The sequence below is a fragment of the Nocardiopsis sp. EMB25 genome (assembly GCF_026797795.1).
GTDB classification, from domain to species: domain Bacteria; phylum Actinomycetota; class Actinomycetes; order Streptosporangiales; family Streptosporangiaceae; genus Nocardiopsis; species Nocardiopsis lucentensis.
Map to the genome: position 1 here is coordinate 40,755 of NZ_JAMTDN010000001.1, position 12,210 is coordinate 52,964.

10 protein-coding genes are annotated in these 12,210 nt (G+C 69.7%); 7 read left to right on the forward strand and 3 right to left on the reverse strand.

Annotation, left to right across the window (positions count from 1 at the left end):
- Nucleotides 1–9: 9 nt before the first annotated feature.
- Nucleotides 10–1,671, reverse strand: coding sequence for a glycosyl hydrolase family 18 protein (locus tag KIK06_RS00210; protein ID WP_268641423.1), 1,662 nt, complete (start codon nt 1,669–1,671; stop codon nt 10–12).
- A gap of 295 nt (nt 1,672–1,966) precedes the next feature.
- Entirely contained in the window at nt 1,967–3,919 is a 1,953-nt protein-coding gene (locus tag KIK06_RS00215; protein WP_268641424.1) for a glycoside hydrolase family 18 chitinase, read from the reverse strand.
- A gap of 552 nt (nt 3,920–4,471) precedes the next feature.
- On the opposite strand from KIK06_RS00215, the gene KIK06_RS00220 reads away from it, so the two are divergent.
- Together KIK06_RS00220 and KIK06_RS00225 are read left to right on the forward strand one after the other, a co-directional pair.
- The gene (locus tag KIK06_RS00220) at nt 4,472–4,987 is read left to right on the forward strand and encodes a MarR family transcriptional regulator (protein ID WP_017600327.1); all 516 of its coding nucleotides are present in this window, start codon (nt 4,472–4,474) and stop codon (nt 4,985–4,987) included.
- A gap of 75 nt (nt 4,988–5,062) precedes the next feature.
- Nucleotides 5,063–6,793: an acyl-CoA mutase large subunit family protein gene (locus tag KIK06_RS00225; protein WP_268641426.1), complete on the forward strand. Its 1,731-nt coding sequence runs from the start codon at nt 5,063–5,065 to the stop codon at nt 6,791–6,793.
- On the opposite strand, the gene KIK06_RS00230 is transcribed toward KIK06_RS00225, so the two are convergent.
- A complete protein-coding gene (locus KIK06_RS00230; protein ID WP_268641428.1) occupies nt 6,769–7,008 on the reverse strand; it encodes a DUF397 domain-containing protein in 240 nt (79 codons plus the stop codon). The genes KIK06_RS00225 and KIK06_RS00230 overlap by 25 nt on opposite strands.
- A gap of 349 nt (nt 7,009–7,357) precedes the next feature.
- Between KIK06_RS00230 and KIK06_RS00235 the strand changes: the two genes are divergently transcribed.
- The 5 genes from KIK06_RS00235 to KIK06_RS00255 all read left to right on the forward strand — a co-directional run bounded on the left by KIK06_RS00235 (nt 7,358) and on the right by KIK06_RS00255 (nt 12,179).
- Nucleotides 7,358–8,305, forward strand: a complete 948-nt coding sequence (locus tag KIK06_RS00235) for a tetratricopeptide repeat protein (RefSeq protein ID WP_268641429.1) — start codon at nt 7,358–7,360, stop codon at nt 8,303–8,305.
- Between the two features lie 210 nt (nt 8,306–8,515).
- Complete coding sequence (locus KIK06_RS00240) at nt 8,516–9,295, forward strand: cytidylate kinase-like family protein (RefSeq protein ID WP_051059228.1); 780 nt, start codon at nt 8,516–8,518, stop codon at nt 9,293–9,295.
- A 502-nt stretch (nt 9,296–9,797) separates the two neighbouring features.
- On the forward strand, nt 9,798–11,195 hold the full coding sequence (locus KIK06_RS00245) for an NAD-dependent malic enzyme (RefSeq protein ID WP_017600322.1): 1,398 nt from the start codon (nt 9,798–9,800) through the stop codon (nt 11,193–11,195).
- A gap of 83 nt (nt 11,196–11,278) precedes the next feature.
- Nucleotides 11,279–11,860 carry a YqgE/AlgH family protein gene (locus KIK06_RS00250; protein ID WP_026127905.1) on the forward strand — a complete coding sequence of 194 codons (582 nt, stop codon included), beginning with the start codon at nt 11,279–11,281 and terminating at the stop codon, nt 11,858–11,860.
- 76 nt (nt 11,861–11,936) lie between these two features.
- Nucleotides 11,937–12,179, forward strand: a complete 243-nt coding sequence (locus tag KIK06_RS00255; RefSeq protein ID WP_026127904.1) for a DUF3039 domain-containing protein — start codon at nt 11,937–11,939, stop codon at nt 12,177–12,179.
- Nucleotides 12,180–12,210 lie beyond the last annotated feature (31 nt).

A 12,210-nucleotide genomic window follows, 5' to 3' on the forward strand; every position in this document is an offset into this window, starting at 1 on the left:
AGTCCGTGGTCACCGGTTCTCGACCAGTGCCGTGTCGATGGCGGCCATGAGGCTGCCGTCGGCGTCGTCGCCGTCGATCGACCAGACCATGACACCGCCGAGGCCGTTGTCGACGGCCCACTCGGTCTTCCGGGCCATGGCGGTCTCGTCGTCGTAGGTCCAGAAGGTGTTGCCGTCGTAGAGCCAGGCCGTACCCAGGTCGTCGTTCCGGTACAGGTCGAAGCCCTCCAGCTCCTTGAGAGCCGACCAGCGCGCGTCGCCCCGGGCCGGGCCGGTCGCGTTCTGGAAGAGGCCGTCCCCGTTCGGTCCGGGGTCGACGCCGGTCCAGCCCTGCCCGTAGAAGGGCACGCCCAGGACGATGTCGGCCGGGTCGACACCGCGGTCGACGTAGGCCTGGACCGTGTCCCGCGTGGAGATGACGGGTCCCCCGTCCGCCGGATCGCCGACCAGGTTGGACTGGTGGTTGGTCGTGCTCTCCCAGGTGCCGTGGTAGTCGTAGCCCTGGAGGGTGACGAAGTCGAAGTCGGTCATGAGCTCGTCGAGCTCGTAGCCGAGGTCGATCCGCCAGGTACCCGCGGGTAGGAACGCGGTCAGCTCGTACTCGCGGTCGGTGTCCGCCTCCAGGGCGTCGAGCTGGGTGCGGAACTCCTGGACGAGGGCGGTGAAGTTCTCCCGGTCCTCGGGGCGGACGGTGTTGTGCTCGTGGCCGGCGCTGCCGGGCCACTCCCAGTCGAGGTCGATGCCGTCGAAGATCCCGTAGGCCGAACCCTCTCCCCCCGCGCCGTCGATGACGGGCAGATCGCCGCGCAGGTAGAGGTCGATGCAGGAGCTGACCATGCGCTGTCGGGATTCGGGGGTGAGGGCGGCGTCGGAGAAGTGCTCGGACCAGGTCCAGCCGCCGAGGGAGATGTTGACCTTCAGGTCGGGGTACATCTCCTTGAGCTTGCGCAGCTGCTCGAAGTTGCCGCGCAGGTCCTGGCCGGGGTCGTCGGCGGCGCCGTCGACGCTGTTCTCCGCGCTGGTGGGCGTCCCGTAGTCGGCGCGGGCCTCACCCAGGCCCTCCTCGTCGGTCATGAGGCACTCGCCGTCGGCGTCGATGTTGCCGAAGGCGTAGTTGATGTGCGTGAGCCGCGCGGCGGTGCCGGAGGTGACGAGGTCGCGGACGCGGTAGCCGTGGTCCTCCGCGCTCCACTGGGGGAGGTAGGCGACACTGAGACGGTCGTGGTCGGGGCCGGTGTCGCCGTCGCACGGGACGCCGTTGACGAGGCACAGGACGGGGGCGGTCGCTCCGTCCTCGTGCAGGCCGTTGAACCCGAAGCCGTAGCTGCCCCCAGCCGGGATCGTGGCACCCCAACGCGGCGGGGTGACCGTGTACCCGCCGTCCGACTCCGCCAGGTCCGCGTTCCACATCTCGTGGACGCTGCTGCCGTCGGGGAGGTCGAAGCGGATCGTCCAGTCGGTGACCGGGACGTCAGAGGTGTTGGTCACCGTGACCTGGCCGCTGTACCCGGTGTTCCACCGCGCGGACTCCGCGAAGACGACTGTCAGGTCGCCCGGCTCGGCGGCGGAGGTCTCGTCGGCGGACGCGGGCGTGGCCGCCATGGCGAGGGGCGCCGTCAGGGCGGCGGCGGACAGGGCCGCCAGCGGGCGGCTGGATCGTCGTGTACTCACGGGTTGGATCTCCTGTGGGGCTGGGGGTGATCACACGCGGCCCCATGAGAGGGCTGGATGTGACCTGAGCCACGGGCGGATCAACTATTAGGAAACTTAACTAACAATTCTTCGTGTCGTCAAGGAACACTGTGTGATTCATGGTCACGCAGAGCACGAATGGTGCTCGTGAGGAGAACCCGACCAGCATGGGGGCCGGACCAGTGGCCGGAAGGGGAATCGTGTCCCCTTCCGGCCACCGCCATCCCTTGACGTCAGCCGCCCCCGTCGTGCCGGGCGGTCTCCGAGGGGTGGGTCAGGACGCCAACGCCGCGTCGACCGCGTTCATCAGCGTGCCGTTGGCGTCGTCACCGTCGATGGACCAGATCATGACGCCGCCCAGGCCCTGGGCCTGCGCCCAGTCGGTCTTCTGGGTCAGCGCGATCTCGTCGTCGTAGGTCCAGAAGGTGTTGCCGTCGTACAGCCAGGCGGCGCCATGGGTCTCGTCCCGGTGCAGGGTGAAGCCCGGCAGGTCCTTGATCACCTTCCAGTCGTCGATGCCCTGCTCGTAGGTGCCGGGCGCGGGGCCGGTCGCGCTCTGGAAGAGGCCGTCCCCGTTCGGGCCGGGGTCGACGCCGGTCCAGCCGCGGCTGTAGAAGGGCAGGCCGAGGACCATGTCGGCGGGGTCGACGCCCCGGCTGACGTACTCCTGGATCGCGATCTCGCTGGAGAACTGCCGCGGGCTCGGATCGTTCTGGTCGAACACCAGGTTGGACTGGTGGGCCGTGGCGTTCTCCCAACCGCCGTGGTAGTCGTAGCCCTGCACCGTGACGAAGTCGAAGTTGGGCATCAGCTGGCCCATCTGGAAGCCGGCCTCGACCTTCTCCGGGTCGGCGGGCAGGAACGCGGTCAGCTCGTAGGGCTGGCCGGTCTCGGTCTCCAGGGCGTCGAGCTGGGTGCGGAACTCCTGGACGAGGGCGGTGAAGTTCTCCCGGTCCTCGGGGCGGACGGTGTTGTGCTCGTGGCCGGCGCTGCCGGGCCACTCCCAGTCGAGGTCGATGCCGTCGAAGATTCCGGCGGCCGCGCCGGGGCCGCCGGCGCCGTCGAACATGGGCAGGTTCCCGCGCAGGAACTGGTCGATGCAGGAGCTGACCATGCGCTGTCGGGATTCGGGGGTGAGGGCGGCGTCGGAGAAGTGCTCGGACCAGGTCCAGCCGCCGAGGGAGATGTTGACCTTCAGGTCGGGGTACATCTCCTTGAGCTTGCGCAGCTGGTTGAAGTTGCCGCGCAGGTCCTGGTTCCAGGTGTCGGCGACACCGTCGACGCTCTCGTCGGCGCGGAACGAGCGGCCGTAGTCGGCCCAGGCGTCACCCTGGCCGAGCTGGTTGGCCATGAAGCACTCGCCGTTGGCGTTGATGTTGCCGAAGGCGTAGTTGATGTGGGTGAGGTTCGCGGCGGTGCCGGAGGTCTCCAGGTTGCGGACCAGGTAGCCCCGGTCGTAGATGCCCCACTGGGTGAAGTAGGCGACGCGGCGCTCGCCGGTCGGGGTGGTGCCGCCGCCCTCGAGGGTGGTCGCGGTGACCGCGGCGCTGTCCGCGCCGCGGTTGTTGGAGGTGTCGTAGGCGCGCACCGTGAAGCTGTACTCGGTCAGGGGTTCCAGGCCGCCGACCGTGGCGGTGAGGGTGTCCCCGTTGACGGAACGCACGACCTGGCCGCCGGAGACGATCTCGTAGCCCGCGACGCCGACGTTGTCGGTGGCCGCGTCCCAGGACAGGGCGACGGTGTTCGAGGTGACCTCGCCCACGGTCAGACCGCCGGGCGTGGACGGCGCCTCGGTGTCGGGCTCGCCGGGGTCGCCGGAGCAGGGGGAGCCGTTGACCGTGCAGTTGACCGGGGTGGTGTCACCGCCGCCGTGGGTGCCGTTGAAGCCGATCTGGTACGACCCGTTCGCGGGAACGGGCGCGCCCCAGGACGGCGGCGTAAGGGTGTGGGTGTTGCCGTTCACGGTGTGGACGGCGTTCCACAGGCTGGTGATCTGGACACCGGACGGGGTGTCGAAGCTCACCGTCCAGTCGGTGAGATCACTGGTGGTCTCGTTCTGGATGGTGATCTGTCCGCCGTAACCGCTGTCCCAACGGGACGTCTCGACGTAGGTGACGGTCACCTCGCCGGGTGCCGCGGCGGCCGGTGTCGGGGCCAGGGCCAGGGGGGCCACCAGCAGTGCCGCGGCCAACGCGGCGAGCCGGTTTCTCAGATGGCGTGCTCTCACGGAGGGGTCTCCAGTATGGGGGGAGGGACTGTGGGCTGACCGCAGGGGAGCGGGCGCTCCGGGCAGCGGAGGGAGTCCTTGCGGAGTGGTGATGCGTCGGATCTGAGTGAGGTCAAGGACGGTGGTGAGCGGGCCATAGCGTCTCTGACGTGGGGGAACTAATTTTTAGGAAACTTAACTAATAGTTTCCTCACGAGTCAATGAGAGCGCGGGGCCTTTTTTCGCCTTCCCCGGGGGCGGGGCGCGTTGACTCCTGGGTCAAGCCGGCTTTTCCGAGCTGGGAGGCCGGACCGGTATCGGGTGCCCCAACTGTCCCCTTGCGGCCAGGGGGGCATCTTGTCTTCCTCTGGATCGAGTGGTATTCGAGCGCATCGGAGGGCGGGTCCCGACGGGTTTGTACCGCTGTCCGTCGGCCTCCCCGGCGGCGGACCCTCGCCGGTGTGATCCGGGTCGCCGTCGTCGGCGCCGATGTCTACCCGTGAGTAGCATTCCGTCCGAGGAGCGCACGGCGGGTTGAGACGGCCCGGTTAGAGTGGCGGAGTGGGAAACCCGTTGAATCTTCCGTTCGACCCGATCGAGCGCGCGCACGACAACTGGACGCGTCGGTGGGGCGCCTCGCCCGCCATGGCCGCCGTCACCTCCGTCATGCGCGCCCAGCAGATCCTGATCGGGGAGCTGGACGGCGCCCTCAAGCCGTTCGGCCTGACCTTCGCCCGCTACGAGGCCCTGGTCCTGCTCACCTTCAGCACCTCGGGCGCGTTGCCGCTCGGCAAGATCGGTGAGCGGCTCATGGTGCACCCGACCAGCGTCACCAACACCATCGACCGGCTGGAGGGGCAGGGGCTCGTCCGCCGTCGTCCCAACCCGAGCGACGGCCGCGGTGTCCTGGCCGAGATCACCGACGCCGGGCGCGAGGTCACCGAGGAGGCGACCAACGCGCTCATGAACATGGACTTCGCCCTGGGCTGTTACTCCGACGAGGAGCTCTGGCGGATGCACGAGATGTTCACCAAGCTCAGGATCGACTTCGGGGACTTCCCCGAACCCGTCGTCGCCGAGGGTCGCTGACGCCCGTCCGGCGCCGAGGAAGCGCCATGGGCGCGCCTTCTGTACAGACTTACTTGGACGTCCTACTATCTTGGTATGACGGACACCACACCGGGGCCCACTCCCAACGGCGGATCCGAGGAGATCGAGTCGGGTCGTGAACGCTGGCAGCGCCGTTACGACTCCGCCCGGGTGCGCGACGCGGACTTCAGCTCCCTGTCCGGGCGCCCCCTCCATCCCGTGTACGGTCCGCCCCCCGGCTCCGAGGTCCCCGGTTTCGAGCGGATCGGCTGGCCGGGCGAGTACCCCTACACGCGCGGTCTGTACGCCACCGGGTACCGGGGGCGTACCTGGACCATCCGCCAGTTCGCCGGGTTCGGCAACGCCCGCCAGACCAACGAGCGCTACCGGATGATCCTCGCCTCCGGTGGCGGCGGGCTCTCCGTGGCCTTCGACATGCCCACCCTCATGGGGCACGACTCCGACTCACCGCACGCGTTGGGCGAGGTCGGGCACTGCGGGGTGGCGATCGACTCGGTCGCCGACATGGACCTGCTCTTCGACGGCATCCCGCTCGACGGGACGACCACGTCGATGACGATCAGCGGCCCGGCCGTCCCCGTGTTCTGCATGTACCTCGTCGCCGCCGAGCGGCAGGGGGTGGATATCGGCACGCTCAACGGCACGCTCCAGACCGACATCTTCAAGGAGTACATCGCCCAGAAGGAGTGGCTGTACCCGCCGAAGCCGCACCTGCGCCTCATCGGCGACCTCATGGAGTACTGCGCCGAGCACATCCCGGCGTACAAGCCGCTGTCGGTGTCCGGCTACCACATCCGCGAGGCGGGGGCCACGGCGGCACAGGAGCTCGCCTACACGCTCGCCGACGGGTTCGGCTACGTGGAACTCGGCCTGTCCCGCGGCCTGGACGTCGACCGGTTCGCGCCGGGTCTGTCGTTCTTCTTCGACGCCCACATCGACTTCTTCGAGGAGATCGCCAAGTTCCGCGCCGCCCGCCGGATCTGGGCGCGGTGGATGCGCGACACCTACGGGGCCACCACCGAGAAGGCGCGGTGGCTGCGGTTCCACACCCAGACCGCGGGGGTGTCGCTGACCGCCCAGCAGCCGTACAACAACGTGGTGCGCACCGCCGTCGAGGCGCTCGCCGCCGTGCTCGGCGGGACCAACTCCCTGCACACCAACGCGCTCGACGAGACCCTGGCGCTGCCCACCGAGCAGTCCGCCGAGATCGCGCTGCGCACTCAGCAGGTGCTCATGGAGGAGACCGGGGTGGCCAACGTCGCCGACCCGCTCGGCGGCTCCTGGTACCTGGAGTCGCTCACCGACGAGCTGGAGGCGGAGGCGGAGCGGATCTTCGCACAGATCCTGCGCATGGGCGGCGGGCGCGGGGCGGAGCACGAGATCGGGCCGATGACCTCCGGCATCCTCGCGGGGATCGAGAACGGGTACTTCAACTCCGAGATCGCCGAGGCGGCCTTCCAGTACCAGCAGGCGCTGGAGAAGGGCGACAAGCGGATCGTCGGGGTCAACTGCCACACCAGCACGGTGTCCGGGGAGCTGGACATCCTGCGGATCAGCCACGAGGTCGAGCGAGAGCAGAAGAGGGAGCTCGCCGATCGCCGCGAACGACGCGACGGGGCCGCCGTCGACCGAGCCCTCGCCCGTCTGCTGGAGGGCGTTCGGGCCGACGACGGCAACCTGGTGCCGCTCATCATGGACGCCGCCCGCGCCGAGGCCACGCTGGGAGAGATCTGCGCCACGATGGGGGAGGAGTTCGGGACCTACACCGAGGACCCGCGTTTCTGAGCCCCGCGCACCAGGGACGGCCACTCGGAGGCGGGGAAGGAGAGGTGGCCCGTGTCGCGGTTCCGCGTGTCGCGGATGTCGGCTCCGGCGGTGGCTACGCGGGCCTCCACGCACCGATCTCCGTTCATGCTGTGACCGGCCCTGCTCCTTCGCCACCCGGGTCTGTGGCAGCCCGCGCAGTTCCCGGAGCCGTCGCAGCTCTCACTGAAGCTCACCCATAGTTCACAGGTTGTCGCGGTGTTGTCAGGCGCAGGAGCTGTCCAGGTGGTTATAGCAGCGTCCCTGGCGGTGACGGATCAGTCTGGTTCAGCGTGGAGCCGTGGAGACGGCAGAATGCGGTACCTCCGGGCGGGCGACATCTACGAACCCCGCGATGCCCGTAACACCGCCGAGGCCGAGGTCGAGGAGTGAACTTCCCGGCGGCCGGTGACCGGTTCGGGAAGGCCCCCGATCCCACCCGGGCCGGTCGCGTCCACGCCGGGGCGGGGGAGGCCGTCCGGCCCCGTCCTCCACAGCTTCCTCCGGGCGTCACCCGCTCTTCCGCGCATGGGGCAGGATGGAAGTATGCAGCCTTCGGACTTTTCACCGAACAGTGCGGTTGACCTCGGGGCGCGCAAGGCGGCCTTGGAACGCGAGGCCAAGCAGCGCGCCGAGGAGTCGGCCGGTCGATCCAACCCGTACGCCGTCAACGTCGACGAGGCGAACTTCCAGGCCGAGGTCCTGGAGCGGTCGATGTCCGCCCCGGTCGTCCTCGCCGTGCTCGCCGGGTGGTCGGAGCAGTCCAAACAGGTCGAGAGCGCCCTCGACCGCCTCTCCTCCGCCTCCGGCGGCAACTGGTTCCTCGCCAAGCTCGACAGCGAGGCCAGCCCGCAGCTCGTCCAAGCCCTCCGCGTGCCCACGACCCCGATGATCATCGTGGCCGTCCAGGGCCAGGTCATGCCCGGTCCCGCCGGTCCGGCCACGCAGGAGCAGTTGCGCGACTGGCTCGGCCAGGTGTTCTCCGCCCTCGCCGAGCAGGGCATGCTGCCCCCGGGCCACCCCGGCACCGTCGAGGGCGAGCCCTCGGCGGAGGAGGCCCAGCAGCCCGAGCAGCCCGCCGTCGACCCGGTCGACGCCGAGGCCCAGGCCGCTCTGGAGCGCGGCGACCTCGCCGCCGCCGAGGCCGCCTACGCCAAGGCCGTGGAGGCCTCTCCGGACGACGTCGAGGCCAAGCTCAAGCTCGCCCAGGTCCGTCTGGTCGGCCGTCTGCAGGACGTGGACGCCGGTGCCGTGCGCCAGGCCGCGGCCGACGACCCCGAGAACGTCGCCGCGCAGTGCGCCGTCGCCGACATCGACATGTACGGCGGCAAGTTCGAGGACGCGTTCGACCGCCTGATCACCACGGTCAAGCGCACCAGCGACGACGACCGGAACAAGGCGCGCACCCACCTGCTCACGCTCTTCGAGCTGCTGCCGCCCGGCGACCCGCGCGTGGGCGCGGCCCGGCGCAAGCTCACCTCGGCGCTGTTCTGAGCGCACGTCCCGGGGCGTCGCGGGGTGCCGGCATCGGGTGGGAAATCCCGTCGTCGGCACCCGGCGATACCCGGGGTGTCACATACTTGGACATAACGGTAAATCGTCGCTTTCTTCTGCTCATGTGGACATCGGGGTAGCCGACCGGGTAGCGGGTACGAACCCGGTGACGGCGGGTCGCACGGCCCGATGGCGACCCGGCAGGTGCCCATGAACGACGACGCTCCCCGTGACGGCGGCCCCGTGGTCACGATCTCGGCGACCTTCGGTACCGGAGGCGGCGTGATCGGCCCCGCCGTCGCCGCCCGACTCGGGGTCCCCTTCCTGGACAGGGCCGTCCCGACCGCGGTGGCGGCCCACGTCGGCTGCTCCCTGGAGGAGGCCCTGCGCCACGACGGCCGCAGTCCGGGCGGGCTCGAACGCCTCCTCGCCAGTGCCGCGCGGCTTCCGACGGTCACGCTCGGCGGCGTGGACACCGCCCTGAGCGGGCCCACCGACACCCACGGCCGCCTGTTGTACGACCACGAGTTCGTCGAGGAGACCGAACGCGTCATCAATGAGGTCGGCCACGCCGGGGGAGTGGTGCTCGGTCGCGCCGCCGCCGTGGTCCTGGCCGACCACCCCACCGCCCTGCACGTGCGCGTCGACGGCGACCGGCAGGCCCGCCTGCGCCGGGCCCGCGAGCTGTGGGAGACCGGGAACCGCGACGAGGTAGGGGGTTACGACTGGTGCGACACTCCGCCCACGCTCCGCCTGCTCGACGACAACGACCGTGCCCGTGCCGCCTACGTCCGCCGCTTCTACCGTGTCGATCCCGCCTCCCCGGAGCTCTACCACCTGATCCTGGACGGAACCGCGCTGACCATCCCGGCGTGTGTGGACGTCGTGGTCCACGCGGCCCGGGGCCGAAGGGCGGACGGTGTGGCGGACGGCACCGGGAACGATGACGCCGCCGATGGTGAGGGCCCCGGCGACGGCCGGTCCCCATGACGTCGCTCCGGGGTTGCACCCCAGTCATGGAAAATTGTGGAGTTTTTTACTGAAGGTCGAATTGTCGCCTACTGCTGACGATCTCGCCTTGACTCGGGTAGGGTGAGGCGACCCGGTCGCGTGCACGAACCAACCCCCTGCCGTGACCGCGGTCCACCGTGCGGTGCACCATGAATGGAGACACCGCGCGCAGTGGGCACGCAGGACAACCCACGTTCCGCCGTGCGGACACGCGTGTCGAAGCCGCGCCCGGCGCGGGGACGGCGCACCGCCCGGAACGGACGGATCGCGGGGACGGGGTCCGCACCCCGGACCCGGACGGGGTTCTGCGCCACGGGCCTCCGTTGAGGGCGTCCCACCCGCCGCGAAGCGGCCCTTGGGCGGTGGTGGGCGACGGGCGGGCCTCCCGGGTGCCGACGTCAACGCCGACGCCCCGGGACATACGGGGCCGTCCGTGTACCCCACGGACGCACGACACCAAGCAAGAGCCAAGGAGCAACACGTGGCCAGCCTTCCCAGCGTTTCCTACTCCCTCACCGTCCGGCTCGAACTGGACGCGGGAGGCAGCGCCGTCGGCAGTCTCACCAACGCCGTCGAGCACGTGGGCGGCATGATCACCGCGTTGGACGTGGCGGCCGCCGGGCACGAGCGCATTCGGATCGACGTCACCTGCGCCGCGCGTGACACCGACCACGCCCAGGCGATCGTCGACGCCCTGGGCTCGGTCGAGGGCGTCACCGTCCACAAGGTCAGTGACCGGACCTTCCTCATGCACCTCGGCGGCAAGATCGAGATGTCCTCCAAGGTGCCGCTGCGCAACCGCGACGAGCTGTCCATGGCCTACACCCCCGGTGTCGCCCGCGTCTCCCAGGCCATCGCCGCCAACAAGGACGACGCCCGCCGCCTGACCATCAAGCGCAACAGCGTCGCCGTGGTCACCGACGGCTCGGCCGTCCTCGGACTGGGCAACATCGGTCCCGAGGCCGCCATGCCGGTCATGGAGGGCAAAGCCGCCCTGTTCAAACGCTTCGCCGACATCGACGCCTGGCCGATCGCCCTGGACACCCAGGACGTCGACGAGATCGTTCGCACCGTCCAGGTTCTGGCCCCCGGCTTCGGCGGGATCAACCTGGAGGACATCTCCGCCCCCCGCTGCTTCGAGGTCGAGGCCCGCCTGCGCGAGCTGCTCGACATTCCCGTCTTCCACGACGACCAGCACGGCACCGCCATCGTCGTGCTCGCCGCCCTGCGCAACGCTCTGCGCGTGGTCGGCAAGGAGCTGAGCCAGGTCCGCGTCGCCATGTCGGGCGCGGGTGCGGCCGGTACCGCCATCCTCAAGCTGCTCATGCACGCCGGGGCCAAGGACGTCATCGTCTGCGACGTGCACGGAGCCGTGCACACGGGACGCGAACAGCTCGACGACAACCTGCGCTGGATCGCCGAGCACACCAACCCCGAGGGCTACTCCGGCGACCTCAGGGGCGCCGTGGCCGGCGCGGACGTCTTCATCGGCGTCTCCGCGCCCAACCTCCTCAGCGGTGACGACATCGCCGAGATGAACGACGGCTCGATCATCTTCGCGCTGGCCAACCCCGACCCCGAGGTCGACCCCGAGGTCGCCCACCTGCACGCGGACGTCGTCGCCACCGGCCGCAGCGACTACCCGAACCAGATCAACAACGTGCTCGTCTTCCCGGGCTTCTTCCGCGGCCTGCTCGACGCCCAGAGCCACGAGGTCACCTCGGACATGATGGTCGCCGCCGCCGAGGCCCTGGCCGACGTGGTGACCGAGGACGAGCTCGGCCCGAACTACATCATCCCCAGCGTCTTCCACTCCGACCTGTCCGCGCACGTGGCCACCGCCGTGCGCGAGGTCGCCCAGCGCGGCCGGGGGAACTGACCTTCGGACACGCGCCCGCGGAGAGGGGCGGTCACCACTCACGAAACCCCGGGTAGGGGTGTGAACCTGGGTAAGGGTGCACCATGGACCAGCCAAGACTGACCGGGCGACTTCTGGTGGCCGCCCCTCTCCTCCAGGAGGACTCCTTCCGCCGCTCGGTGGTGTTCGTCGTGGACGACACCGCCGACGGCACCCTCGGGGTGATCCTCAACCGTCCTCTGGACACCTCCGTCGACGAGGTCATCACCCCCTGGGGCGCCTACGCGAGCGAGCCCGCGGTGATGTTCTCGGGTGGCCCCGTCGGCGAGGGGGCGGGGATCGCCCTGGGCGTGGCGGGAAGCAACGACCCTCCACCGGGCTGGTCCCCGCTGGAGGGGCTCGACCAGAACCTGGGGCTGGACGGCGTGGGCGTGGTGGACCTGGACGAGTCGCCGTCACTGCTGGGCGGAGCCCTGGGCGCGTTCCGGGTCTTCGCCGGTTACGCGGGGTGGAGCGCGGGTCAGCTGGCGGGAGAGATCGACGAGGGCGCCTGGTACGTCGTCCCCGCGATCACCGACGACGTCTTCACCATCGCTCCGGAACGGCTGTGGTCGCGTGTGCTGCGGCGCCAGGGCGGTGATCTGGCATTGTTGTCGACCTACCCGGAGGACCCCACGCTGAACTGAGCGGCGCCGAACGATCGCCGTCGGGTGCGCGGCACCCTATACCGTGGAACGCAGACGTGGAAAGGTGTGAGGAACGATGCCGATGGATGTCTTGAACAAGGTTCTGCCGGACAGCGAAACCAAGCCGGACACCTCGCACGACGACGGTGATCGTGAGCGCTTCGCGCACTACGTGCAAAAGGACAAGATCACCGAGAGCGCCGTCACGGGCAATCCGGTGATCGCCCTGTGCGGCAAGGTGTGGGTCCCCAACCGGGACCCCAAGAAGTTCCCCGTGTGCCCCGAGTGCAAGAAGGCCTACGAGGAGCTGGTGAAGTAGGCGCCTCCCAGCGCCCGCCTCGTGCTCCGAC